Origin of the sequence: Gluconobacter sp. NFX36, from assembly GCF_049887835.1 — a bacterium.
Lineage (GTDB): Bacteria > Pseudomonadota > Alphaproteobacteria > Acetobacterales > Acetobacteraceae > Gluconobacter > Gluconobacter japonicus_A.
The window spans coordinates 106,855-131,313 of record NZ_JAGEKJ010000001.1; the positions used below are offsets into that span (position 1 = coordinate 106,855).

Annotated in this window: 22 protein-coding genes; 12 read left to right on the top strand and 10 right to left on the bottom strand. The window is 58.5% G+C overall.

Features of this window, described 5'->3' with window-relative positions; genetic code table 11:
- Positions 1-21: 21 nt before the first annotated feature.
- A complete protein-coding gene (locus J4P41_RS00510; RefSeq protein ID WP_061932739.1) occupies positions 22-624 on the bottom strand; it encodes a hypothetical protein in 603 nt (200 codons plus the stop codon).
- Positions 625-826: 202 nt separating this feature from the next.
- On the opposite strand from J4P41_RS00510, the gene rimP reads away from it, so the two are divergent.
- The 10 genes from rimP to J4P41_RS00560 all read left to right on the top strand — a co-directional run bounded on the left by rimP (position 827) and on the right by J4P41_RS00560 (position 14,045).
- The gene (gene rimP / locus J4P41_RS00515) at positions 827-1,441 is read left to right on the top strand and encodes a ribosome maturation factor RimP (protein ID WP_010500889.1); all 615 of its coding nucleotides are present in this window, start codon (positions 827-829) and stop codon (positions 1,439-1,441) included.
- Positions 1,442-1,475: 34 nt separating this feature from the next.
- Positions 1,476-3,023: a transcription termination factor NusA gene (gene nusA, locus J4P41_RS00520; RefSeq protein WP_010500891.1), complete on the top strand. Its 1,548-nt coding sequence runs from the start codon at positions 1,476-1,478 to the stop codon at positions 3,021-3,023.
- Positions 2,971-3,675: an RNA-binding protein gene (locus tag J4P41_RS00525; RefSeq protein ID WP_023944810.1), complete on the top strand. Its 705-nt coding sequence runs from the start codon at positions 2,971-2,973 to the stop codon at positions 3,673-3,675. Before nusA ends, J4P41_RS00525 begins: the two co-directional genes overlap by 53 nt.
- Complete coding sequence (gene infB / locus J4P41_RS00530) at positions 3,672-6,467, top strand: translation initiation factor IF-2 (protein WP_010500895.1); 2,796 nt, start codon at positions 3,672-3,674, stop codon at positions 6,465-6,467. Before J4P41_RS00525 ends, infB begins: the two co-directional genes overlap by 4 nt.
- Complete coding sequence (gene rbfA / locus J4P41_RS00535) at positions 6,464-6,883, top strand: 30S ribosome-binding factor RbfA (protein ID WP_010500897.1); 420 nt, start codon at positions 6,464-6,466, stop codon at positions 6,881-6,883. Before infB ends, rbfA begins: the two co-directional genes overlap by 4 nt.
- Positions 6,884-6,983: 100 nt before the next feature.
- Entirely contained in the window at positions 6,984-7,985 is a 1,002-nt protein-coding gene (gene truB / locus J4P41_RS00540; RefSeq protein WP_426065741.1) for a tRNA pseudouridine(55) synthase TruB, read from the top strand.
- On the top strand, positions 7,945-8,214 hold the full coding sequence (gene rpsO, locus J4P41_RS00545; RefSeq protein WP_010500901.1) for a 30S ribosomal protein S15: 270 nt from the start codon (positions 7,945-7,947) through the stop codon (positions 8,212-8,214). The genes truB and rpsO overlap by 41 nt, the downstream gene beginning before the upstream one ends.
- 195 nt (positions 8,215-8,409) lie before the next feature.
- Positions 8,410-10,560 (top strand): polyribonucleotide nucleotidyltransferase, encoded by a 2,151-nt coding sequence (gene pnp, locus J4P41_RS00550; RefSeq protein ID WP_426065742.1) that lies wholly within the window; start codon positions 8,410-8,412, stop codon positions 10,558-10,560.
- Positions 10,561-10,624: 64 nt separating this feature from the next.
- The gene (locus J4P41_RS00555; protein ID WP_426065743.1) at positions 10,625-12,043 is read left to right on the top strand and encodes an NAD(P)H-dependent flavin oxidoreductase; all 1,419 of its coding nucleotides are present in this window, start codon (positions 10,625-10,627) and stop codon (positions 12,041-12,043) included.
- Position 12,044: 1 nt separating this feature from the next.
- On the top strand, positions 12,045-14,045 hold the full coding sequence (locus J4P41_RS00560; RefSeq protein WP_211567627.1) for an FUSC family protein: 2,001 nt from the start codon (positions 12,045-12,047) through the stop codon (positions 14,043-14,045).
- Positions 14,046-14,068: 23 nt separating this feature from the next.
- Here J4P41_RS00560 and J4P41_RS00565 read toward each other — a convergent pair whose 3' ends face one another.
- The 7 genes from J4P41_RS00565 to J4P41_RS00595 form a co-directional block, all read right to left on the bottom strand.
- Positions 14,069-14,467: a hypothetical protein gene (locus tag J4P41_RS00565; protein WP_426065744.1), complete on the bottom strand. Its 399-nt coding sequence runs from the start codon at positions 14,465-14,467 to the stop codon at positions 14,069-14,071.
- Positions 14,464-15,399 (bottom strand): VOC family protein, encoded by a 936-nt coding sequence (locus tag J4P41_RS00570; RefSeq protein WP_426065745.1) that lies wholly within the window; start codon positions 15,397-15,399, stop codon positions 14,464-14,466. Before J4P41_RS00570 ends, J4P41_RS00565 begins: the two co-directional genes overlap by 4 nt.
- A gap of 108 nt (positions 15,400-15,507) precedes the next feature.
- Positions 15,508-15,927 (bottom strand): DUF1489 family protein, encoded by a 420-nt coding sequence (locus J4P41_RS00575; RefSeq protein WP_010500908.1) that lies wholly within the window; start codon positions 15,925-15,927, stop codon positions 15,508-15,510.
- Between the two features lie 22 nt (positions 15,928-15,949).
- Positions 15,950-17,032 (bottom strand): nucleoside hydrolase, encoded by a 1,083-nt coding sequence (locus J4P41_RS00580; protein WP_426065746.1) that lies wholly within the window; start codon positions 17,030-17,032, stop codon positions 15,950-15,952.
- A gap of 35 nt (positions 17,033-17,067) precedes the next feature.
- Positions 17,068-18,219 (bottom strand): radical SAM family heme chaperone HemW, encoded by a 1,152-nt coding sequence (gene hemW / locus J4P41_RS00585; protein ID WP_426065747.1) that lies wholly within the window; start codon positions 18,217-18,219, stop codon positions 17,068-17,070.
- The gene (locus J4P41_RS00590) at positions 18,216-20,240 is read right to left on the bottom strand and encodes a potassium transporter Kup (RefSeq protein ID WP_426065748.1); all 2,025 of its coding nucleotides are present in this window, start codon (positions 20,238-20,240) and stop codon (positions 18,216-18,218) included. The genes hemW and J4P41_RS00590 overlap by 4 nt, the downstream gene beginning before the upstream one ends.
- 106 nt (positions 20,241-20,346) lie before the next feature.
- Positions 20,347-21,081, bottom strand: a complete 735-nt coding sequence (locus tag J4P41_RS00595; protein WP_426065749.1) for a YggS family pyridoxal phosphate-dependent enzyme — start codon at positions 21,079-21,081, stop codon at positions 20,347-20,349.
- A gap of 21 nt (positions 21,082-21,102) precedes the next feature.
- Here J4P41_RS00595 and J4P41_RS00600 point away from each other — a divergent pair, with 21 nt between their 5' ends.
- Both J4P41_RS00600 and J4P41_RS00605 read left to right on the top strand, forming a co-directional pair.
- Positions 21,103-22,443, top strand: coding sequence for an RsmB/NOP family class I SAM-dependent RNA methyltransferase (locus tag J4P41_RS00600; protein WP_426065750.1), 1,341 nt, complete (start codon positions 21,103-21,105; stop codon positions 22,441-22,443).
- A 355-nt stretch (positions 22,444-22,798) separates the two neighbouring features.
- Complete coding sequence (locus J4P41_RS00605; RefSeq protein ID WP_034881031.1) at positions 22,799-22,978, top strand: hypothetical protein; 180 nt, start codon at positions 22,799-22,801, stop codon at positions 22,976-22,978.
- Here J4P41_RS00605 and J4P41_RS00610 read toward each other — a convergent pair.
- Both J4P41_RS00610 and aroE read right to left on the bottom strand, forming a co-directional pair.
- A complete protein-coding gene (locus J4P41_RS00610; RefSeq protein ID WP_426065751.1) occupies positions 22,975-23,343 on the bottom strand; it encodes a hypothetical protein in 369 nt (122 codons plus the stop codon). The two genes, J4P41_RS00605 and J4P41_RS00610, sit on opposite strands and share 4 nt — an antisense overlap.
- A 161-nt stretch (positions 23,344-23,504) precedes the next feature.
- Positions 23,505-24,365, bottom strand: coding sequence for a shikimate dehydrogenase (gene aroE / locus J4P41_RS00615; protein WP_023944822.1), 861 nt, complete (start codon positions 24,363-24,365; stop codon positions 23,505-23,507).
- Positions 24,366-24,459 lie beyond the last annotated feature (94 nt).

The following is a 24,459-nucleotide window of genomic DNA, read 5'->3' on the forward strand; positions in this document are numbered from 1 at the left end:
GACTTAAGCACCGGGAGGCCTTTACTGAACAATCACGTCAAGCACGATACGCTGGGTCAGCGCAGTCAGGCTTGGCAGGGCTTCGGGGCCAAGAGCGGTCAGGGCGCCGATGGTGAGAGCGGGGGCATGAGGCATGGTGACGGGATCAATCGTGACCTGCGCTGCTTCCACAATCGGGAGCACGAGGTGCTGGAATTTTCCTGTCAGAACAATACGCTGCGTGAACCCTGACACTGTAACATCAACGGTTTGCCCTGTAACGCCTGCGCCATCAAGAACAGGCATTTCCACAAGTCGCATGTCGCCCCGTTTGACGGCAGCCAAAATGCTGATTTTCTGCTGTTCCGTGAAGCTGGTGCCTGCCAATGCTTTGGGAGCGTCCCCAGGAGCAATCATGGAAAGCTGAGCATCTGCCTGAAAGGTCGATGCAGCGCTGGCTGTCTGATTGCCAGCTGAGGAAGCGAGTGTTGCCGCCGCTGGCGTTGAAGTAGAGTGCGTAAAGAAAAAAGCTCCCGCTCCGATGGACGCAACGGCCAGAAGGGTTCCTCCCGCCCAGAGTGAACGACTGCGAGGCGTTTCCTGCTGAGGAAGAAGTTGTGGTTTAGGCTCGGGTTGGATTGTCATCGGATAGTCATCTCACCCCGACAGGCCTTCCAAGGCAAGCACTCTGCGTCTGGATAAATGTAAACAAATCTTTCGAATCCCCTGCATGGCAGCTTCCCTGTGCTTCTACTTGCATTGAGAGGGGCGAGGGCCTAAGTAGGTTCCATTCCATTCATCTTCCGCTCTTTTCGGGGGGTGGCCCTGACGGGCCGCCTTTTTTGTCTTGCCTCAACAGAACACATCTTCCGGTCTCGAACTGCCTCATCTCACGGGCCTTGAAGCCCGTATTGCAGAGCGGATCGCGCCGACTCTGGCGGATCTGGGCTACGAGCTCGTTCGCCTTTCCGTTCTCGGGCGCGACACCCCGACCATCCAGATCATGGCAGACCGTGCAGACGGCTCCCTGATTTCTGTGGATGACTGTGAGCAGATCAGCCACGCTGTCGGCGCCATTCTTGATGTCGATGATCCAATTCCTGGGGCCTGGATGCTGGAGGTGTCGTCCGCAGGGATCGACCGTCCGCTGACCCGCGCCAAGGACTGGGATCGATTCGCCGGGCATCTGGCCAAGGCTGAACTTGATGTGCCGCTGAATGGCCGTCGTCGCTTCTCCGGAACGGTGATGGGCGCGCGGGATGGCAAAGGTGTTATCCGTCTGGATGACGGCACCGAGGCAGAGCTGCCGCTGACGGAAGTCCGCAAGGCTCGTCTGGTGCTGACGGATGCCCTGATCGAGGCAAGTGCTGCCCTGTCAGGCGTTTCGTCCGACGAGGAAAGCGATGGCGAGACGCCGCGCGTTCCTAAACTGAACCCGAAGAAGCCGGGGAAGAAGAACTAATGACCCGTCTCATGCTGGCTGGAGGTCCGATCTGATGGACACATCTGTTATCCGCCCTGAACTGCTGCTGGTCGCAGACGCAGTCTCGCGCGAGAAGAACATCGACCGCGAGGAAGTGCTGGAAGCGATGGAGCAGGCCATTCAGAAGGCCGGCCGCGCAAAGTATGGTCACGAGAAGGATATTCGCGCGACCATCGACCGTAAGACGGGCGAAGTTCGTCTCAGCCGCTGGACGGAAGCTGTCGAGCAGGTGGAGAATGAGGACACGCAGATCCCCATTCACATCGCCCGCAAGTTCCAGCCGGAAATCCAGATTGGCGAGCATCTCGTTGATCCGCTCCCTCCGATCGATTTCGGACGTATCGCTGCCCAGACGGCGAAGCAGGTCATCGTTCAGCGCGTTCGCGAATATGAGCGTAAGCGCCAGTATAACGAATTCAAGGATCGCGTAGGCGAGATCGTCAACGGTACCGTCAAGCGGACCGAGTACGGCAACATGATGGTCGAAATCGGCAATGCCGAGGGCCTTCTGCGTCGTGACGAACTGATCCCCCGCGAGTCTTTCCGCAACTCCGACCGCGTTCGCGCCTATATCTATGATGTGCGTGACGAACCGCGCGGACCACAGATCTTCCTGTCCCGTACGCATCCGGCTTTCCTTGCAAAGCTGTTTGCTCAGGAAGTGCCGGAAATCTACGACGGTATCATTGAGATCAAGGCTGTTGCCCGTGATCCTGGATCTCGTGCCAAGATGGCCGTGATTTCCCGCGATGCGGCAATTGATCCGGTCGGTGCCTGTGTAGGTATGCGCGGCTCCCGCGTTCAGGCTGTTGTGGCCGAACTGCAGGGCGAGAAAATCGACATCATTCCCTGGAGCCCGCAGGCCGCCACGTTCGTGGTGAACGCCCTTGCTCCTGCTGAAGTCAGCAAGGTGGTGATGGACGAAGAGGCAGGGCGCGTTGAAGTCGTGGTGCCTGACGAGCAGCTTTCGCTCGCTATCGGTCGTCGCGGTCAGAACGTGCGTCTGGCTAGCCAGTTGACGCGTTGGGACATCGATATTCTGACAGAAGCCGAGGAATCGGAGCGCCGTCAGGAAGAGTTCCGCAAGCGGACAGGTCTCTTTGTGGACTCCCTTGACGTGGATGACGTGATTGCAAGTCTGCTGGTGACAGAAGGCTTCCATTCCATTGAGGAACTGGCCTATACGGACCCGGGCGAGCTTCATGATATTGAAGGCTTCGACGAGAGCGTTGCCGAAGAGCTGATGCTCCGTGCAAACGAGTATCTGGCTGGCAAGGAACAGGAGCTGGACGACAAGCGCAAGGCGCTTGGCGTGACGGACGATGTTGTTGACCTCGGAGTTTTCACGAACCAGATGCTGGTAACGCTGGGTGAGAAGGGTGTGAAGACGCTCGACGATCTGGCCGATCTGGCTGGTGACGAACTTGTGGACATTCTTGGCGCCGATGCCATGGATGAAGATGCTGCAAATGAAGTCATCATGGCTGCTCGAGCACACTGGTTCGAAGGTGACGAATCGGCTGAAGCCGACAAGCAGGACGGGGAGTCGACCGACGTCTGATATTTCTGATACTGATAATGGTCCCGTTCGTGGTGCTCTAGGGCGCCGCAGTTCAGAGCGGCGCTGCCTCGTGACTCGAGAGCAGAAGCCGCCTGAGAGCATGATCCGTTTCGTAGTCAGCCCGGATAACCGGGTTGTGCCTGATCTGGCGGCAAAGCTGCCGGGTCGGGGAATGTGGTTGAGTGCTAGCCGGGATGTGTTAGATAGCCCCCGCACCCGTCAGGCTTTCGCACGTGCTGCGAAGGCTCAGGTGTCTGTACCGGACAGTTTGGCGGATCTCGTCGAAGCCGGTCTGACACAGCGGATGCTGGATGCCGTCAGTCTGTCCCGAAGAGCGGGGCAGGTTGTCTGCGGGTTTCAGAAATGCCGGGAGTGGCTCACTTCCGGTAGGGCAGGGGTGGTGATCCGTTCGGAAAGTGCAAGTCCGGACGAGTTCTCCAGACTGGTGTCGGGCCGGCGTTCTCTGCCGGTGGTGACAGTTCCCGATCGCGTCTTGGCTTCGGCGTTCGGCCGGGACCGGGCGGTCTATGCGGTGATGGCGCCGGGTGCGCTGGCACAGCGCCTGATCGCCGAACATGAGAGATTTTCGGGAGTGGCAGGACGTCCACTCCCAGACCCCGCAGGGGTCAGTAAGGAACAGGCGGAACTATGAGCGACGGCAACGAGCGCAACCAGGACGGAACACAGACCCCATCACAGGGCGGCGAACAGAACAAGAGCGGCCGCCTGTCCCTACGCCCCGCAGGCCGCAAGGATGTTGGTCGTACAGTGGATGCCGGCTCCGTACGGCAGAGCTTCAGCCATGGCCGATCCAAGGTCGTGCAGGTTGAGGTGCGCAAGCCCAAGCGTGCAACTTCTGGTCCTGGTGGCCCGGCAGGTGGTGCGCGTGGTGGACGTGGTGCTGGTGCCGGCGGTCGCGCCCTGACGGCTGCCGAGCTTGCGACCCGCCAGCGCGTTCTCGAGGCGCAGCGGAAAGCTGCAGCCGAGGAAGCTGCGCGTCGCGAAGAAGAAAAAATCCAGATCATGTCGGCTGCAGAAGCAGCTCGACGTGCCGAGGAAGAACAGCGCCTGGCTGTCGAGGCTCAGGCTGCTGAAGAGGCCGCTCGCAAAGAACGTGACCTTCAGGCTGTCCGTACCGCCGAAGAAGCGCGCATCCATGCTGAGCAGGAAGCGCAACGTGCCGCACGTCAGGCAGAACGTGAAGCCGAAGAAGCCGCGCGCTCTGCTCCTCTTGATCCGCGCAGCCATTCAACTGGTGGTGTTCAGCTGGCCGCGCCGGTTCAGCGTCTTCGTCCGCTGGCAGAACGTGCCATCATGCCGGAGCGCCCCATTCAGACGGCTCGTCCGGCTCCCGCCTCTGCACCGGCTCAGCCGCGTGGTGGGGAAACCCTTCACTTGCGTTCGGCTGCTGCCAATGTAGGCGGTGATGAGGAACGTCGTGCCCCTGCCCGCCGCAGTGGTGGCGGTGGTGGCGCACCGGGTGGTGCGGCGCAGCGTCGTTCTGCACAGCCGTCACCCCGCAAGGGCGCTGGCGGTGGTAGCGATCGTCGTAGCGGACGTATTGACGTGCGTGCAGCGATTGAAGGTGACGACGGTAAGACCCGTTCACTGGCTTCGGTCCGTCGTCAGCGTGATCGCGAGCGTCGTCAGGCTGAACTGGAGCGTCTGCGTTCGGATCAGGTTCGCGTCGTTCGTGACGTGATCGTGCCGGAGACCATCACGGTTGCCGAACTGGCGAACCGTATGGCGTCCCGTCAGGGTGAAGTCATCAAGTCGCTCATGAAGATGGGCGTCATGGCGACGGCAACTCAGAGCATTGACGGTGATACGGCAGAACTGGTTGTCGAGGAATTCGGCCACCGCGTGAAGCGTGTTGCCGAGAGCGATGTTGAAATCGGCATTGAAGGTGTCGAGGACCGTCCGGAAGACCTGAAGCCGCGTGCTCCGGTTGTGACTGTGATGGGCCATGTCGATCATGGTAAGACGTCCCTGCTGGATGCCCTGCGCGCTGCTGATGTGGCGGGTGGAGAAGCCGGTGGTATTACGCAGCATATTGGTGCGTATCAGGTCACGGCGCCTTCCGGTAAGAAGATCACCTTCATTGATACCCCGGGTCATGAGGCATTTACCTCCATGCGTGCTCGCGGTGCATCCGTGACGGACGTGGTTGTTCTGGTGGTTGCTGCGGATGACGGCGTCATGCCGCAGACGATTGAAGCCATCAAGCATGCCAAGGCTGCGAATGCTCCGATCATTGTGGCGATCAACAAGATCGACAAGCCGGGTGCAAATCCGGATCGTGTCCGTCAGGAACTGCTCAGCCACGAAATCGTTGTGGAAGCCATGGGTGGTGACACGCAGGACATCGAAGTGTCTGCTCTCAAGCGCACTGGTCTGGACAAGCTGGAAGAAGCCATTCTTCTGCAGGCAGAAATGCTTGACCTGAAGGCTAACCCGGATCGTGTGGCTGAAGGTACGGTTATCGAAAGCCGTCTGGATCGTGGACGTGGCCCAGTTGCTTCCGTTCTTGTCCAGAAGGGCACTCTTCGCCGTGGTGACATTGTTGTCGCAGGTGCGGAATGGGGACGTGTCCGTGCGGTTCTCGACGATCGTGGACGTCAGCTCAAGGATGCTGGTCCTTCCATGCCGGTTGAAATCCTCGGCGTGACGGGTGTTCCTGGTGCTGGCGAGCCGTTCGTTGTTGTTGAAAACGACGCCCGTGCCCGTGAGATCAGCGAGTTCCGTCAGCGTGTCATCAAGGACAAGCAGGCTGCAACGCAGGTTGCCGCTCGTGGAACGCTCGACCAGATGCTGGCCCGCATTCAGGCTGGTGATCAGAAGGAAGTTGCCCTTCTCATCAAGGCTGACGTGCAGGGTTCTGCTGAAGCCATTGCGACGACGGTTCAGAAGCTTGCCCATGAAGAAGTTGCGATCCGGGTTCTGAACGCCTCTGTCGGCCAGATCACGGAAAGCGACATTCAGCTGGCCAAGGCCTCCGATGCCATCATCGTGGCGTTCAACGTTCGTGCGACAACGCAGGCTCGTGAACTGGCGCAGCGTGAAGGTGTGGACATCCGCTACTACTCCATCATCTATCAGGTGGCGGACGACGTAGAGCAGCTCGTGAAGGGCAAGGTTGCGCCCAAGCATCGCGAGAAGTTCCTGGGCTATGCGGAAATCCGTCAGGTCTTCAACATCACGAAGACTGGCAAGGTTGCCGGTTGCTATGTCACCGAAGGCCTCGTCAAGCGTGGCTGTGGCGTGCGTCTGCTGCGTGAGAACGTGGTCATCCATCAGGGTGAACTCAGCCAGCTCAAGCGCTTCAAGGACGACGTCAAGGAAGTGGCTCGTGGCTATGAGTGCGGTCTGTCCTTCGCAGGTTACAATGATCTGCGCGAAGGCGATGTCGTCGAGTGCTATGAGATGGAAGTGATCCCGGCTTGAGCTCACGTTCCAGAAATGACCTGAAGGGTCCGGCGGGCGTCTCTGCTCACGGACCAAGCACCCGGCAGCTTCGGGTGGCTGAGGAAGTCCGTCGTGCTCTGGCGGAAATCTTTGCCCGTACGGAGTTCCGTGATCCGGAACTGCTGGATGTTCATGTGACTGTGACGGAAGTTCGGATTTCTCCGGATTTTCGTCATGCGACGGCTTTTGTAACCCGTCTGGGTCGCAGCGATGTGGAAGAGGTTCTTCCGGCGCTGAAGCGGGTTGCTCCTTTCCTTCGGACGGGGCTGTCCAAGATGCTTCGGCTCAGGACTGTTCCCGAAATCCATTTCCAGCCAGATACGGCTTTGGACAATGCGATGGAACTGGATCAGCTTTTCCGGTCTCCGGAAGTGAAGCGCGATCTGGAAGACTGATTTGAAAAACTCCTTCTGACATTCGTCAGGAGGAGTTTTTTGCATTTACCTGTCTGACTGGTCTATCAGCGCCCGATCATGGACAAAGGGTGCTGGGACAGTGGCGAGAAAACGTGGACGCGAGATTGACGGTTGGCTGATTCTCGACAAGCCACTTGGTCCGACCTCAACAGATATGGTCAACAAGCTGCGCTGGGCATTTGACGCTCAGAAAGCTGGCCACGCTGGTACGCTTGACCCTCTGGCTTCTGGTATCTTGCCCATCGCTTTCGGCAAGGCTACACGCACCATCCCCTACATCATGGATGCGACAAAGCGTTACCAGTTCACGCTGACGATGGGTGAAAGCCGCACGACTGATGATCTGGAAGGTGAGGTCTTGGCAACCTCATCGTATCGTCCGACGGATGAAGAACTCCGAGCCTGCCTGCCATCTTTGACCGGTGACGTCATGCAGGTTCCTCCTGTCTTTTCAGCGCTGCGTGTTGGTGGTCAGCGAGCTTATGATCTGGCGCGTTCCGGCCGTCCGCCTGAGCTTCCTCCACGTCCTGCACGTATCGATTCGATAACTCTGGTGTCGCGTCCTGATGCAGACACAGCAATCTTTGAAGTCCAATCCGGCAAGGGTGTTTATATGCGCTCGCTGGCCCGTGACATTGCTCTGGCCTGTGGAACGGTCGGGCATATTTCAGTCCTTCGCAGGACGAAATGCGGACCTTTCGATCTGTCCCATGCCATGACGATAGATCAGATAGCACTGGACAAATCGGCTCAAACTGTGGACAAGGCCGATGCTCTTCCGGCTCCTCTGCTGGATGTAGCGACCGCGCTGGTCGACATCCCGGCGCTGGCCGTTACCGAAGCGGAGGGAAGGATACTGATCTGGGGGCAGTCTCTTGACCCCGCTGATCTGACGTATCCTCTGCCGGCCGTGTCACAGGAGGGAGACCAACTGTGGCGTGCGATGATCGGAGAGCACGTGATTGGCCTGTGTCAGATCCGCGATGGACGGCTCAGGGCAGCACGGATGCTGGAAAACCACGAGTTTTTTGGAGAACACGATGTCGATTACTGCAGAACGCCGCACGGCTCTGATCGCTGAATACCGCCAGAACGAGACCGACACGGGCTCCCCGGAAGTTCAGGTCGCGATCCTGACCGAGCGCATTGTCAACCTGACCGAGCACCTGAAGACCCACAAGAAGGATTTCCACTCCCGTCGTGGTCTTCTGATGATGGTCGGTCAGCGTCGCAGCATGCTGGACTATCTGAAGCGCAAGGATGAGGCCCGCTATCAGGGTCTGATCGAGCGTCTCGGCCTGCGTCGCTGATACGTCGTCCGGGGGCTTGCCCCCGGACATTCCTGCCATCGGATGTTCCGCAGGTGGGGTGCGCGACCGGCGTTTCAGGCCACATGGTGTCGTTGCGGGTATTCTCCCGTTGCCACCGCCATGCCGTCCGAAACGCTGCTCCGTCACCTGCCGGACTATCCAGATGATGGCTGGTTCCTAATCTAGGAGAACGATATGTTCGATTATTTCCGTAAGGAAATCGAGTGGGCCGGACGCCCGCTGATCCTCGAAACCGGCAAGATTGCCCGTCAGGCTGACGGCGCTGTCATGGTCACTTATGGTGACACGGTTGTTCTGTGTACGGCTGTTGGCGCCAAGAGCGTTAAGCCGGGACAGGACTTCTTCCCGATGACGGTCAATTATCAGGAAAAGGCTTATGCCGCTGGTAAGATCCCGGGTGGGTTCTTTAAGCGCGAAGGCCGTCCGTCTGAAGCAGAAGTGCTGAATGCACGTCTGATCGACCGTCCGCTCCGTCCGCTGTTCCCGGAGAACTTCCGTAACGAAGTTCAGGTCACGGCAACTGTTCTGAGCCACGACATGGAAAACGATCCGGCGATCGTCTCCCTTATCGGTTGCTCCGCTGCCTTGACGCTGTCCGGCATCCCATTCTTTGGCCCGGTCGGTGCTGCCCGTATCGGTCGCATTAATGGCAAGCTCGTCGTGAATCCGACGCTGTCCGAAGTCAAGGACAGCACACTGGATCTCGTTGTCGCTGGTACGTCCGAAGGCGTGCTGATGGTTGAATCTGAAGCCAGCGAGCTTTCGGAAGAGACCATGCTGGAAGCCGTGACGCTGGGTCACTCGTCTTTCCAGCCTGTGATCGAAGCCATCATTGCTCTGGCTGAACATGCCGCCAAGGCTCCGTGGGATCTGCCGACGCTGTCGAAGGAAGAAATCGCCCTTCGTAAGCGCGTCGAGAAGGTCGGCAACAAGCTGATGGCTGAAGCCTACAAGGAGCGCGTCAAGCAGGCCCGCTACAAGAAGGTTGGCGAGGCCAAAGACCGGATCAACGAGATTCTGGCGGAAGAAGGCTTTGACGTTGAACTGGCCAAGCCGATGCTCAAGGAGCTTGAGGCACAGGTCGTTCGCGGCTCTATCCTCAAGACGGGCATCCGTATTGACGGTCGCGATCTGAAGACGGTTCGCCCGATCCTTGCAGAAGTCGGTATCCTGCCGCGTGCGCATGGTTCCTCGCTCTTCACCCGTGGTGAAACGCAGGCTCTGGTTGTCGCGACGCTTGGCACGGGCCAGGACGAGCAGGTCATTGACGCGCTTGAAGGCGAATACCGCTCCAACTTCCTGCTGCACTACAACTTCCCCCCATACTCGGTCGGTGAATGCGGTCGTATGGGCTCCCCGGGTCGTCGTGAAATCGGTCACGGCAAACTGGCATGGCGCGCTCTGCATCCGCTGCTGCCGTCCAAGGAGCAGTTCCCGTACACGATGCGCGTGGTTTCCGAGATTACGGAAAGCAACGGTTCCTCTTCCATGGCAACCGTCTGCGGTTCGTCTCTGGCGCTGATGGATGCCGGTGTGCCGCTGCCGCGTCCGGTCGCTGGCATCGCCATGGGCCTGATCAAGGAAGATCGTGGTTTTGCGGTTCTGTCCGACATCCTGGGTGATGAAGATCATCTGGGTGACATGGACTTCAAGGTCGCCGGTACGGAGCAGGGCATCACGGCCCTTCAGATGGACATCAAGATCACGTCCATCACGCCGGAAATCATGCAGATCGCGTTGGAGCAGGCTCGTGGCGGCCGTATCCACATTCTTGGCGAAATGTCGAAGGCTCTGACGGAAGGCCGTGAAGGCGTATCCGGCAATGCCCCGAAGATCACCACGATCTCCGTGCCGAAGGAAAAGATCCGCGATGTGATCGGTTCCGGAGGTAAGGTTATCCGCGAGATCGTCGAGTATTCCGGCGCCAAGGTGGACATTGGTGATGACGGTACGATCACGATCGCTGCCTCCAATGACGAGCAGGCCCAGAAGGCAATTGCCCGTATTGAAGGCATCGTCGCAGAGCCGGAAATCGGTCGCATCTACGACGGTAAGGTTGTGAAGACGGCGGACTTCGGTGCGTTCGTGAACTTCCTGGGGCCGCGTGATGGTCTGGTTCACATCTCTGAACTGACCCAGGGCCGTGTTGCCAAGACGTCCGACGTCGTCCAGCAGGGCGATGCCGTGAAGGTCAAGGTCATCGGCTTCGACGATCGCGGCAAGGTCAAGCTGTCTATGCGGGTTGTCGATCAGGAAACCGGTGCCGATATTACGGAGAGCGTGGGGGCCAAGCCTGGCCGTCCGCCCCGTCGCGACGCCGAGTGAGTCCTCGGGCGGGGCTCGCAAGGCCCCGCCTTTTTTATGTGAGTATCGGAGACATCGAGTCCCCATGAAGTTGATCGACACCCTTCGTTTTGGTGGTCAGGATGTTTTGCCGCTGGTTGAGGGAGGCAAAGGTGTTTCTGTCTCCACCGGTACCTCGGCAGGTCATTGGGCTGCTGCCGGCGGAATTGGAACTATTTCCGCCGTCAACGCTGACAGCTATGACGAACAGGGGCGTCCTGTTCCCCAGATCTATCATGGTCGCACTCGCCGTGAGCGGCAGCGCGAACTGATCCGCTATGCGATTGATGGTGGTATCGCGCAGGCGAAGATCGCTCATGAGATTGCTGGCGGCAAAGGTCGTCTCCACGCCAATATCCTTTGGGAAATGGGCGGCGCAGAAGAGATCATCGAGGGTATCCTCGGGGGTGCCCCGGGTCTGATCAACGGTCTGACTTGCGGTGCGGGCATGCCGTATCGCCTGTCGGAAATCGCGGTCAAGCACAGCATTCCGTATTATCCCATCGTGTCTTCGGGGCGTGCGTTCAATGCGCTCTGGCGTCGGGCGTACAGCAAGGCTCCGGAACTGCTGGGGGGAGTGGTCTACGAAGATCCGTGGCGGGCTGGTGGTCATAACGGCCTGTCCAACACGGAAAATCCGCTGAACCCGGAAGACCCGTTCCCGCGCGTCCTCGAACTGCGTCGGGTCATGCGTCAGTATGGTCTGGATGAGACCCCAATCATCATGGCGGGTGGTGTCTGGGCACTTGAAGACTGGCAGGACTGGATCGGGAACCCGGATCTCGGACCGATCGCGTTTCAGTTCGGTACCCGGCCACTGCTTACGAAGGAAAGCCCGATCCCCGATGCGTGGAAGCGCCGTCTTCTGACGCTGAAGAAGGGAGATGTGTATCTCAACCGCTTCTCCCCGACGGGCTTCTATTCTTCTGCCGTGAACAACAGCTTCATGCAGGATCTTCGTGGCCGCTCTGAGCGACAGGTCGCTTATAGCCCCGAAGCGACAGCAGAGCTGGATGCGTCTTACGGCGTGGGTGCGCGCAAGCGTGAAGTGTTTGTCTCTTCGACAGACCGCCAGCATATCGCTGGCTGGGAAGCGCAGGGATTCACGGAAGCGCTTCGCACACCGGATGATACGCTGGTTTTCGTCACGCCTGATAGTGCCCGGGAGATCCTTGCGGATCAGACGAACTGCATGGGCTGTCTGTCCGCATGTAAGTTCTCCAACTGGATGCAGCGCGAGCCGTATACCAATGGACAGAAAGCTGACCCCCGTTCCTTCTGCATCCAGAAAACGCTTCAGACCATTGCCCATGCTCCGAATGATGAACATGCGGATGATGTGGTTGACCACAATCTGATGTTTGGTGGCACGAACGCGTGGCGTTTCGGAACCGATCCCTTTTATGCAAACGGATTTGTTCCTACAGTGGGCCAGCTCGTGGAGCGTATTTTAACAGGACGATAAGATGACGGTGCGTGATCCACTGACGCGACAGGCTTCATTGAACCGCACCCGTCACCTGACTTTCCTGTCCCAGTTTTTGGCCCGTCATTCGGTTCCTCTCAGCCCTGAGCAGCTTGCTCCGGCTGAGGGTGTCCGGGCGGCCCTTGCAACCGTTGTTGCCCTTCTTCCTGCTCTTTATTTCCATCAGGCCGTTTTTGCCTGGGCTGCGTTTGCAGCGTTCTGGTGCTGCCTGATTGAACCCGGTGGTACGGCGCGCGAGCAGTTCCGTATTCTGGGTATTTTCACTGTTGCGGGTGCCGTGCTGGGTGGTGTTGCCTCCCTGATTGCCACATCGCCTTTCTGGGGCGTTCTGCCCTGGCTGATCGTGACAGGACTGTTCGTGGGGCTGGCGCGGGCGCTTGTCCCGAGCATGGCGTTGCTCTGTGCCCTTCTGGGCTGCGTCATGCTGGCTGGTATTGGCTTTCCGGCCCGTACGCTACCGGATGCGCTGACCATCAGCTACGCCTTTGGTGGTGGAGGCGTATGGGCCATTTTCCTATGCCTGATTCTCTGGCCACAACATCCCTACGCTCCTGCACGTCGTGCTGTGGGAGGGTGTTACAGGCTGCTCTCGGTAATGGCTGGGGAACTGGCTGCAGGGCGATTGCAGGAAACCGTACACCGGCAGACAATCCGAACAGCGATTGAACGGGCGAGGGGTGTCGCGCTCCAGATTGACGCGGGCCATGCCAGCTACAGTATGCGTGCCCGACTGATTGCGTCTCTGGCTGGTGCGGAACGTCTGTTTACGGCCATGTTGGCTGTCGAACATCTTGTGGAAACGCGCGGATTGGACTTTGAGGCACGGGGAACGCTGGCTGCGTTTTCTGCTCTCTGCCAGCATGCGAGTGAGGCTGCCCTCGCGCCTGTTCCCGATCTTGAAGCGTTGTCTCAGGAGGCGCTGGCGCTTGCTGGCAGTATTCGCGTTCGTTCCGGTACGATCAGCGAGCTTGTTGCAACCAGCGCACGCACATTGGGTAATCTTGCGGACGGGCTGGCAGAAAAAGCCCGGATGCCGTTTGATGCCGAAGCTCCACGGCATGTGGCCCGTTTGACGCCCGTGATCTGGCGCCATGCATTGCGGATGGTTGTCGGGCTTCTGGGAACATATCTGGCGACGCAATGGCTAAGTCTCAGCTACGGGTTCTGGGCACTTGTTGCGTTTCTGCTGGTGATCCAGCCTTCCGGTCAGACCACGCTCGTAAGGGCTCTGGAACGTGTTCTGGGCACAATTGGCGGGGGCGTTCTCGTTCTGGCGGTTTCGCCATTTCTGCCGGGCCTGCCGGAAATGGCCGTGGCGCTCGCGGTGTTCGTGATTGGCGCGATTGCGATGCGAGCCGTGAATTACACGCTGCTCGTCATGTTTCTGAGTGCGCATTTTATTATTGTGACGGAAATGACGATGCCGTCTCATGGCATTGCGTGGTTACGTATTCTCGATAATACGGTGGGCAGCCTGATCGGCCTCGGCTGTGCTTTTGCGGTTTGTCCGCAGGGTGTCACACAGGATATGAATGGCCTGCTTCGTTCTGCCATTGTTGGCAATCTGCGCTATCTTGCTGCTGTCCTGAACGGTGATGACACTCTCACCACGGACAGAACCCAACGGCAGGCCGGGGTGGACACGACACGCGCTGAGTTTGCGCGTGGTTCTTTACCAATTTTGGGTGGTTTATCGAGCGTCGGGCAGGAAAGCGAACACACGCACAAGCTTTTGCGGTCGTTGCGGCGCCTGAGCGGTGAGGTAACGCTTCTGCGCTTTGATATGGCGGCAGGTCTGTGCGTGCCTGATCCTGAGACTGCGATGTTCTGGCAGGCTAAGGCAGAGGCTCTTTCCGCCGGAGAGCCGCTTGCCGACATTGCAGAGGAACTCGAAAGCGGAAAAATCAGATCGGAGATCGCTGCCCTTGAGAGAGTGGATCGGACAGCGCCCGCTCTCTCAGAAACGCTTCCGAAGCCATAGGGCCTTGGTGTTCGGCGAGTGGCTTAACGTCCACCGCCTGGGCCGCCACCACGGCCACCTCCGCCACCAGGCCCGTGACTGCCGCCACCGTGACCGGGACCGCCGTGAGAGCCTCCACCTGGGCCTCTGCCCGGACGACCGCCCCCTGAGAACCCACCCCCAGGTCCCCCTCCAGGGTGCCCGCCCATATGACCGCCACGATCTATGCGGCCTCCTTGCCAACGGCCTCCTCGGCCCGGATAAGGTCCGACAGCGTAGCCCGGGCCCCAGCCGCCCCAGCCTCCGCCGCCCCAGCCCGTGTTGTAGTAGCTGCCGCCGTAACCGCCGCCTCCATATCCGTCATACCCGACACACCCTGAAAGGAAGGGAATGAGGGAGAAAGCACCGACCAGTGCCAGAGTGCGTGACAGACGAGAGATCATTTCGCATCTCCTGGGACCGTGGTGTCATGCCATTCCATTACGCCAAATGCTGCCCCGGAAGGGTCTGCAAGAATGGCAATGATGGTGTCCTGCCGATCAGGATGAGGCTGAACCAGAATCTTCCCGCCGAGTTCAGCCGCCTTCTGAGCTGTGGCCCCGACACTGTCGACCTGAATGAAGTTCATCCAGCGTGCATGGGCGCCATCTGGCAAGCGGGGTGGCAGCGGGTTAATGGTGGCGCGTGTAATGGATTGGGATTCAAGAAGATAGGCGCTTCCCCGTTTTGCATCCGGCGCGGCTTCAACCTGATAGGCGAACAGTTTCTGGTAAAAACCAGCGGCTTCATAAGGTTTGCTGGTCAGCAGCGCGTTCCAGACCCATTTGCCCTGTTGCGGGGGCGTCGTGTCATCGGGGGTATCGCCTGTGGCGGAACGCAGGGCTGCAAACAGACCGCCCTGGGGGTCTGAAATAACGCTCTCATCGCCGCGGCCTATCACGTTCTGTGGTTTGAACAGGACGTGACCGCCCCAGACCTTTGCGGCATTTGCTGCGGCTCGGACATCCTGCACAGAGATGAATGGTAGCCAGAGCGGATCACCATGCGCGACCATATTCGGGCGTTCGACCAGCCCGGCAACAGGGCGTCCGTTGACGATCGCCTGTGTATATCGGCCTTTCGAAACTGTGACGTCCTTGAACGTCCAACCCAGCAGGGAGCCGTAGAAGGCTTTGGCCTTGTCGAGGTCCGGCGTGGTCAGTTGAGCGTAAACGATCTTGCCGGGGAGAATTTGCTCTTTTGCGGGGACATTGGGCGCAGGTGCCGATACGTCTGCCGCGTGAAGCTGGGGCGCGACGGCAAGGGATAGGCCCGTCCCGAGAAGGAGGGCGATGGATCGCCGGGATTTACGTGTATGCCTATGAAACAACGACAACGGATGTCTCCTTGCAGGACAGGAGGGCGCCTGCGGAGCAGGCATGACGTGAGCATTCAACGCACGTTCCGTTATCTTGTTCCAGATCGGCCCTTTTAAAGGGCTGGATCAGATCAGAGCCAGCTCTGCCAGTTCCCGACGCAGGTGTGGGGGAAGATCAGCGATGCCGTCGCCACCAGCAGATTGTCCGAGATCCGGAGGCGCATCCTTCGGGTCCAGATAGCGCCAACCCTGAAAGGGGCGCATCGTACGTGGTTGCACGGGTATGATGTCGTCTGACACGACGATGAGCGTGCCTTCTGTGCCATCCGGGCGGCGGCAGGCTTCCAGCCCGATGATAGGCTGCCGGCAGAGGATCATGCCGTCCATGACGCGATAAAGGGAGCCACCATCCAGAACCTCGGCGGCCCGTTTGGGCATAGTCCGGGTCGGGACGGCGCCATGACCATTCACACGCGGATGCTTCATGCGTTCCCGAAGAACCTCAATGGTCGGGCAACCGACAGCCAGCTTGATGATGTTCAGCATGTCGGTTGCCTTTCTTCAGGTCTTAGTGGGTCCCCATGGCGTTCTGTGCCTGGTCGACGAACTCATTGATAAAGCGCTTCGTGTCCACGGACTGAACGAGCTTCACCTTCTGCAGGCCCATACCCTTAGGTGCTGTCGCTTCAGGCCAGACATGGGCGTGGCCGTAGTCCATGCCCGGAGCCGTGTTGATGTCCATATAGGCATCGACGGACTTCGTCACCAGATCTGGCTCGACGGCGATAGCGGATGTCAGCTCATCCCACAGCGGCAGGGGCGCATAGAACTTCTGAAGATATTCCGTAACCGGCGTCTTCTTCTCTGCGATGCGGTTCATCAGGTCATGCGTCATCATGATGTCGTTCGAGACATTCCCGACACAGGTGATGGAGGCCCACGGAGCCGTCAGTGTGATGTGTGCGGCTTCAGGGTCGGCGATCATGTTGAAGTCAGAAGCGAAGTCAGCATTGCCCGTGACGGACATCATGCTGGAATCCAGCAGTCCCCCCATGAACACAAGCTGCTTGGCAGTTGCGGCGAAGGTCGGGTCCAGACGGATGGCAAGTGCGAGGTTTGTCAGCGGACCTGCGGCAATGATCGTTACCTGATGGGGATGGTCGTGAACGGCCTTGATCAGAACCATGGCGGCAGGAAGCGGATCGACGGCCATGTGCGGCGTCCCGTCCGGCATTTTGCCGAGAGCAGGCTGGGTCGCGGGCGTCTTGTCGATAGAGCCGAGGCCGCCCCAGGCGCCCTTCCAGGGGATGGTACCGTACTGCTTTTCACGCAGTCGCGTTGCAGCCACCGTGTTGACGAGCGGCAGCGTTGCGCCGTCGGCGACAGGGATCTGTGTCTGTTTGGCGATTTCGAGGAAACGACGCAGATGGGCCGATTCAGCGTTTTCCCAGTCGTCGCCGATCGTGACGGTCAAGGCTAGAAGATTAACGTTCTCGCGGTTCAGTAGCGGAATGACGGACTGAATGTCTGACCCGCCTGGGCCGAGATAGTCGTTATCCTGAATGTAGTATCCCGGAGCCGCAGGGGCAGCGGAAGCAATGCCGGTCAGGGCGCAGGCAGCAAGGAGGGCAGAGAGAATGGATCGGCGCATGGTCTCGTCCTGTTAATTAGCGCGCGATCATGCCCTTAAGTGACCAATCTTGCCAGCAATGCTTCAAGACGAAGTCTGCCTTCGTCGGTCGCTTTCAGGATACCCCCCTCCCGAATGAGATAATTCTCTTCCAGGCAGGCTTCGAGCATGAACGGATCTACGCAGTCTTCCAGTGTCCGGCCCGTACGATAGGCAAAGCGGGCTTCGTCGATCCCTTCGGAGAGGCGTAACCCCATCAGGAGAGCTTCCCGTCCTTTTTCTTCAGGAGACAGGGCCGTTTCGTCCGTGCTGCCAGATCCTGTTTTCTCAACGCGCTCTGCCCATGGTTCGGGCGCACGATGGCGTCGGGTGGCATATAATTCGTCGTCCAGTGTGAGGCGCCCATGCGCTCCGGGGCCAATGCCAATGTAATCTGCGTAACGCCAGTAGGTCAGATTATGGCGGCTTTCCGCACCCGGTCGGGCGTAGTTGGAGACTTCATAGGGCAGGAGGCCATGTCGGGCCGCCGTCTCGCTGGTGAGGTCATAGAGGCGTGCTGCGTCATCGGCATCCGGAAGCGTCAGTTCGCCCCTGCGGTGCAGGGCTTCAAACTTCGTACCGGGTTCGATTGTGAGTTGATAGAGCGACAGATGATCGGCCACCAGATCCAGCGCCGTGGACAGTTCGTTCTCCCAGTCCGCATCACTTTGGCCCGGTCGGGCATAAATCAGATCGAAGGAGATGCGCGGAAACAGGGAACGGGCGGTTTCAAGGGCCTGAATGGCCTGTCCCGCCGAATGTTCCCGACCCAGCATTTTGAGTGCGTCGTCCCGCAGGCTTTGCACCCCGAGAGACACACGGTTTACGCCGGCCTGACGGAAGGCAGAGAATTTTCCCGCTTCCACGCTGGTCGGATTGGCTTCCAGCGTGATTTCCAGATCAGGCTCGGCGTCGAAGAGCGTATGTGCGTCTTCGATGAGGGCTGCGACTGTTTCCGGAGCCATCAGGGACGGTGTGCCACCGCCGAAGAAGATCGAGCGGAGGGGCCGACGGCCCAGACGGGCCGCGTCATGTGCCAGTTCCCGACGCAGGGCTGCGGCGAAGCGCTTCTGTGGGATTTCATCCCGGACATGGGAGTTGAAGTCGCAGTAAGGGCACTTCGCCAGACAGAACGGCCAGTGAATGTAGAGGGAAAGAGGTTCGGTCAAATTGCAATCCGGACGCCGAACTCCACCACGCGATCAGGCGGGATGCGGAAGAATTCCGTGGTCGAGGCAGCATTACGCAGGAGGAGCAGAAACAGCCACATCCGCCAGAGCTGCATCTTGGGAACGCGGGAGCGAACCACAAGCTCATGGGATGTAAAATAGGAGGCCTGAATGGCATCGAACGCGACACCAAGCGCCTTCAGTTCCATCAGGGCACGCGGCAGGTTTGGCATTTCCATGAAGCCGTAGCGGACGATCACGCGATTGATGTTCGGCGCCAGTTCCTGAACGATCGTGCGGTGTCCGCGCTCGGCTTCCGGCTGATCAAGGTTCTGCACGGTTACGAACATGACGTGCTCATGCAGAACCTTGTTGTGCTTCAGGTTATGCAGCAGCGAGTTCGGCACGACGTCCGGGTTGGCCGTCAGGAAGACAGCGAGGCCCGGAACGCGGATGGTGCGGGACTGTGGCAGGCGAGCCAGAAACGAGGCCATCGGCATAGAATCTGCCTGCTGCTTGGCGGCAATCAGGCCACGGCCGCGCTTCCAGGTTGTCATGACGATGGTGCTGATGATGCCGATGGCGAGCGGGACCCAGCCACCATCCGGGATCTTTAGCACGTTGGCGGAGAAGAAGACTGCATCCACGACGAAGAACAGACCGAACACGGCTCCAACGGCCACAGCGCTCCATTTGAAGGTGCGGCGGAAGACCACCATCGCCAGAACGCAGGTGCACAGGAAGGTGCCGGTCACAGCAATGCCGTAAGCCGCAGCCAGTGCGGCGGATGAGCGGAAGGATAGCACTAGAACCAGCGCCCCGAAGGCCAGAATCCAGTTCAGGGACGGCAGGTAGATCTGCGCTTCCTCATCCGCATTTGTATGCACAATGCGGGTACGGGGCAGATAACCAAGCTGGATGAGTTGGCGGCAAAGCGAGAAGCTGCCCGAGATCCCTGCCTGAGACGCAATGACGGTCGCAAAGGTGGCAAGAATCAGAAGCGGGATCTGCGCCCAGTGTGGCCCAAGATGATAGAAAGGATTGGCCAGTGTGGCTGGATCGTGGATCAGCAGGGCGGCCTGACCAAAGTAGTTCAATGTCAGGGACGGCAGTACGAAAAACAGCCACGCCTTGCGGATTGGCGCGCGGCCGAAATGCCCCATATCCGCATAAAGTGCCTCCGCACCCGTTACGGACAGAACGACCGAACCGAGTGCGATGAAGGACAGATAGCCGTGCAGAACGATGAATTCGAGCGCGAAGGTCGGGGAGAGGGCCAGCAGGATATGGGGATACAGAATAATGCCCCGTACGCCGAGAATGGCCAGAACCGCAAACCAGACAACCATGATCGGACCAAAGGCCTTGCCGATCTTCCCCGTTCCCATGGCTTGTGCCGCAAACAGCGCCACAAGAACAATCATGGCGATCGGGATGATGACATGGCTGGCAGATGGAACCGCGATTTCAATGCCCTCGACGGCAGAAAGAACGGACACGGCAGGCGTAATGATGCTGTCACCAAAGAACAGGCAGGTGCCCGCGATGCCGACGAGGCCGAATAGCCATCGGAATCTCTGTGATTTGCAGACGCGCTGGGCCAGGGACATCAGGGCAATGATACCGCCCTCGCCATCATGATCGGCGCGCATGATGAGCAGGACATATTTGAATGTCACGATCAGCATGAGCGCCCAGAACGTCAGGCTGGCCAGCCCCATAATCTCCCATGCGGCGGCCGGATGTTTGGCGGAGCCGACGATATTGACCGAAGACTGAAGCGCATAGAGCGGGCTTGTTCCGATATCGCCATACACGACACCCAGAACGGCAAGAAGTGCACCAAAGCCTACCGGCTTCTTGTGGCTGCTGCCTTCAGAATCCCCAAGTTCGGCGGTGTTTCCATCCTTGCGGGCCTGATCGATGGTTTGCAGGACTTCGCCGCTCTCCACTGGTACCCCGACAACGGGACGAGGAGGGGGAGCGTTATCGCCGTCGTGTTCTGGCATCGGTGGTTCCATTTACGGGCATCGCAGGAAACCAGCACTCCCAACACCTCACACGGACGTGTCGGAGCACGGTCTTTTCCCTCAAGACAGGATTTCTTACAGGGATGCAAGCTGTGCGTTAGGATCCTGTCATGGGACGGGAGCCGAAAATGGCACTTCCAACCCGGACAAGCGTGGCTCCTTCGGCGATGGCCGTTTCGAAATCGGCAGACATGCCCATGGAAATAACCGGTAGTCCGTGGCGCTTGGCCAGACCCGTCAGAAAACGGAAATGAGGTGCTGGGTCCTTGTCTTCCGGAGGAATGCACATCAGGCCCCGCACCTTGGCGCCGAACCTTGTCATGCAGGTTTTGATAAAGGCATCGGCTTCGTCACGCGGGACGCCTGACTTCTGAGGTTCATTGCCGGTGTTGACCTGAACGAGAAGCTCCGGCAGCCGACCAAGCTTGTCTGCAGCTTTTTCAAGAGCGTCAGCCAGAGCCGGCCGATCCAGAGTCTCGATCACATCGGCAATGCGGCAGGCGTCAACGGCCTTGTTTGTCTGGAGGCCACCGATAATGTGAAGGCGCAGGTCTGGCCATGTCGTACGAAGATCTGGAAATTTTGATGCGGCTTCCTGAACACGGTTCTCCCCGAAAACACGCTGACCGGCGTTTAGGGCTGCTTCAACGGCCTCTTTCGGATGAAACTTACTGACGGCGACGAGGCCAACATCCGAGGCTGAACGCCCCGAATTTTCACACGCATGAAGGATGCGACTGCGGATAAGGGAGAGATTTTCTGCAATCTGATCGGACATGGCGGCAGAAGACTCCATTGCGTCAGAAGCCGCAAGATGCGATTTCGGCAGCATGCGAGAGATCGACGCCTGAAAATGACACAGAATACGCCCCCCCGCGGCTCCGGCCGTCCGAAGAACCCGTCCGCTTCCCGTCAGGGAGGACGCCGTCCGAAACAGGGACAGGAGCGCCGCCCTGCGCCTGACCCGACACGCGACCTGGCCTTTGATATCGTCTGCGGTGTGGTCGAGCATCGCCGGATGCTGGAAACGACGTTGGATCGCACGGGACCGATGGATCTGCGGGATCGTGCTTCCGCGCATCGTCTGGCAGCTACGACGCTCCGCTACCTTGGCAGTATGACCGAAATTCTACAGCCGATGCTGCGCCGGGAGCCGCCTGAGCCTGTGCGTTGTGCACTTCTCTTAGGGGTCGCACAGCTTCTGCATCTGGAAACGCCGCCCCATGCGGCTGTTGGTACGATTGTGGATCTTCTGCGTCGTCGTGGATTGGCGCCGTTCGCGGGGCTGGCCAATGCGGTCCTGCGTCGCGTGGCTCGTGAAGGACGGGATCTGATGGAAGGGCTGGATGAGGCTCGTCTGGACGTCCAGCCCTGGATGTGGGGAGCATGGGGACAACGCGCGCGTTCCATTTCCCGTGGCCTTCATCGTGAGGCCCCGCTGGATCTGAGCCTGCGACCCGGCGCAACGGCCCCGGAGGGCGGGGATGTGCTTCCAACGGGGACAGTGCGTTATCCGGCTGGAACGCGCATCGCTACAATGGAAGGTTTCGAGGAAGGCCAGTTCTGGGCACAGGACGTTGCCGCCGCAATGCCTGTGAAGCTGATGGGGAGTGTCTCTGGCAAGACCATCATTGATCTGTGTGCGGCACCCGGTGGCAAGACGGCGCAGTTGGCAACGGCTGGGGCTCAGGTGATTGCCATCGAGAAGGAAGAAGCACGCGCTGTGCGGTTGCGCGAGAATATTGCGCGAATGCGTGTAGAGGCTGAAACAATCGTGGCAGACGGCCTGATCTGGCGTCCGAAAGCTCCCGTGGATGCCGTTTTGCTTGACGCACCGTGCTCAGCCACCGGGACATTTCGCCGTCATCCAGATGTGTTGTGGATCAAACGCCCCCGCGATGTCACAGCACTGGCGCAAGGGCAGGATGCCTTCATTGATTCCGCGCGTGAGATGCTGAAGCCAGGTGGCATGCTGATGTATGCTGTCTGTTCTCTTCAGGATGAGGAAGGCCCGGAGCGCATTCGCGCAGCTCTGGAACGTGGCGGCTGGAGGCACGAGCCTTTTACGGACGTGGAGTTGGCAGAAATGTCCATCGCTCGCACTCCTGAAGGTTTCTTCCGTACACATCCAGGTCTCTGGTGGGACCGAGGCGGGATGGACGGGTTTTTCGCGGCCCGCCTGATCAAGGTTTGATGCCAAACCCCGCCTGACTGCTCAGGCGGGGTTTTTTGATTCGGATTGTCGAAAGACGTGCTCAGACTCCACTGTCTGACACAGCATGTCTTTCCCATTGCAGCGGATGCTCAGCCTAGCTCTGTATCGTTGTTTTTTCAAAGTTCGGCGTCATCATTGACGGCTGAGGATGAGGAAACGCATGGCCGGCCCGTAGGTAAAAATACCCTCCGGTCATTCAGAATCTTCCGGTGCTGGAGAGCGGGGTCTTCATAAATTATTTTTATGAAAGTTTTGTGACTATTCCAAAATTTCTAATTTTAATAATTTTTTTAAGGACTATCGTTTGGAGAAATAAGAATAAGGAAAAAAAACGATGAAGATCCGGAAAGAATATATTCTCCTTTCCTTTGTGATGATGGGATTTTCTCTTTCTTTGGGAGGGTGTTCTGTAAGTAAATCTTCAGAAAAATATGCTGATAATGATCATTATGAACGAACAATAGAAATGATTTCTCCTGAAGGAAATACAATTCCTGATAGGGCGTTGTTCTAGGTCTGTGTAAGCATTAAAGCTGTACCATTAAATCGCTTTGTATTCATGATGCGGTGTTTCTGTGTAGGGCGCAGGAAAAAGGATCGTTTTCCGAAGCAATACGGCAGATTGAGGCTCTCGAAGAGACTTTGATGGATGCGGCCCTGATCGGGGATGGTTGAGCTATCCCATAAGGAAAGTATGGGCAACCCATAATGCTGTTTGGCAATGCTCTTCAAGAAACGAGCGGCTGCGTTGGACATCACAGGCATGGTGGAACGACTCAAAGGTAAGATTGTCAATCTGGCTTCGAACTGATTTTCTTCCTTGCGGGGATCAGTCTGAGGCAAGTACGGGTCATCGACCATACGTCCGTTCAGCAGCATGACGTGCCTCAGTTTTACGGAACTGTTTTCTGCTTAGGATCTATGATGGGGGGCATTGGACCGACCTGTCCTGCCTTGACGGTCTGGTTGCGTTGGCGCGCAAAAATCGTCTCAGTTACACGATATGCCCCTGCCCATCGGTCGGGCAGGGGCGAAACAGCTTACTTGTTTTCTGTTCCAAAGATATTTTCCAGCGTCTGAGCCATGACAGCGCTGTCGAGTGTGCGGCCCAGCCAGATTTCTACACCGATGACACCCTGATTGACGAGCATTCCTAGTCCATCCAGCGTCGTACAGCCGAGGGCTTTAGCATCTTTCAGGAAGCGGGTCTGAGGCGGGTTGGGAATGACGTCCGCAACGACGGTCTCTTTTGTCAAACTGCCCATTTCAACGGGAGGGGCCGCATTGGGGTCACCCAGACCGATAGACGTTGCGTTGATGAGAATGTCCGTCCCAGTGGGAAGGGAAAACTTCCCGGACCATGCCTGAGCTTCGCCGGTCGCTTCAGTTTTGTCGTTGATCAGTGCTGCGATGGTTTCTGCTTTTGAGGCATCCCGGTTGACGATCGTGATATGCGCCGCCCCTGCCAGAGCAAGTTCTACCGCAATTGCGCGGGCTGCTCCGCCCGCTCCAAGGATCACAACCCTTTTGCCGGCAGGAGAGGTTACCGTTTTCAGGGATGCCAGAAAGCCTTTGCCATCAGTGTTATGGCCAATCAGCTTTCCTTCCCGAATGGCCACGCAGTTGACCGCGCCGATGAGCCGGGCGGACTCCGCAATATCATCCAGATGATCGAGAACGGCGACCTTGTGGGGCAGGGAGCAGTTGAAACCCACCCACTCCATGGCCTTGGCGCCTTTGACGGCATCCGCAAGACCGGAGGCTTTGACGTCACAGTTGATGTATCGGGCATCAAGACCGGCATGGTGGTAGCCTGCTTCCACCATCGCCACGGTAGGATTGTCGGCGCAGGGGGTGGAAAACGAACCTGTAAGAATGCTCCGGAAGCCTTGTTCGCTCATGATCGATTATCCTTATTCCGAGACTGTCTCTGACATAGAAAGATAACTGACGCAGATTGTAACCGGCAGGCTGGTTAAAAAAGACCAGTTTTCG

What these genes read in the sequence shown, in the direction of transcription:
- J4P41_RS00555 (WP_426065743.1), top strand. Translation starts at nt 10,625, where the DNA reads ATGAAGTTGATCGACACCCTTCGTTTTGGTGGTCAGGATGTTTTGCCG.
- J4P41_RS00590 (WP_426065748.1), bottom strand. Translation starts at nt 20,240, where the DNA reads ATGGAACCACCGATGCCAGAACACGACGGCGATAACGCTCCCCCTCCT.
- J4P41_RS00600 (WP_426065750.1), top strand. Translation starts at nt 21,103, where the DNA reads ATGACACAGAATACGCCCCCCCGCGGCTCCGGCCGTCCGAAGAACCCG.
- rpsO (WP_010500901.1), top strand. Translation starts at nt 7,945, where the DNA reads ATGTCGATTACTGCAGAACGCCGCACGGCTCTGATCGCTGAATACCGC.
- nusA (WP_010500891.1), top strand. Translation starts at nt 1,476, where the DNA reads ATGGACACATCTGTTATCCGCCCTGAACTGCTGCTGGTCGCAGACGCA.
- J4P41_RS00510 (WP_061932739.1), bottom strand. Translation starts at nt 624, where the DNA reads ATGACAATCCAACCCGAGCCTAAACCACAACTTCTTCCTCAGCAGGAA.
- J4P41_RS00605 (WP_034881031.1), top strand. Translation starts at nt 22,799, where the DNA reads ATGAAGATCCGGAAAGAATATATTCTCCTTTCCTTTGTGATGATGGGA.
- J4P41_RS00595 (WP_426065749.1), bottom strand. Translation starts at nt 21,081, where the DNA reads ATGCTGCCGAAATCGCATCTTGCGGCTTCTGACGCAATGGAGTCTTCT.
- J4P41_RS00565 (WP_426065744.1), bottom strand. Translation starts at nt 14,467, where the DNA reads ATGATCTCTCGTCTGTCACGCACTCTGGCACTGGTCGGTGCTTTCTCC.
- aroE (WP_023944822.1), bottom strand. Translation starts at nt 24,365, where the DNA reads ATGAGCGAACAAGGCTTCCGGAGCATTCTTACAGGTTCGTTTTCCACC.
- infB (WP_010500895.1), top strand. Translation starts at nt 3,672, where the DNA reads ATGAGCGACGGCAACGAGCGCAACCAGGACGGAACACAGACCCCATCA.
- pnp (WP_426065742.1), top strand. Translation starts at nt 8,410, where the DNA reads ATGTTCGATTATTTCCGTAAGGAAATCGAGTGGGCCGGACGCCCGCTG.
- J4P41_RS00560 (WP_211567627.1), top strand. Translation starts at nt 12,045, where the DNA reads ATGACGGTGCGTGATCCACTGACGCGACAGGCTTCATTGAACCGCACC.
- J4P41_RS00575 (WP_010500908.1), bottom strand. Translation starts at nt 15,927, where the DNA reads ATGCTGAACATCATCAAGCTGGCTGTCGGTTGCCCGACCATTGAGGTT.
- J4P41_RS00580 (WP_426065746.1), bottom strand. Translation starts at nt 17,032, where the DNA reads ATGCGCCGATCCATTCTCTCTGCCCTCCTTGCTGCCTGCGCCCTGACC.
- J4P41_RS00610 (WP_426065751.1), bottom strand. Translation starts at nt 23,343, where the DNA reads ATGCTGCTGAACGGACGTATGGTCGATGACCCGTACTTGCCTCAGACT.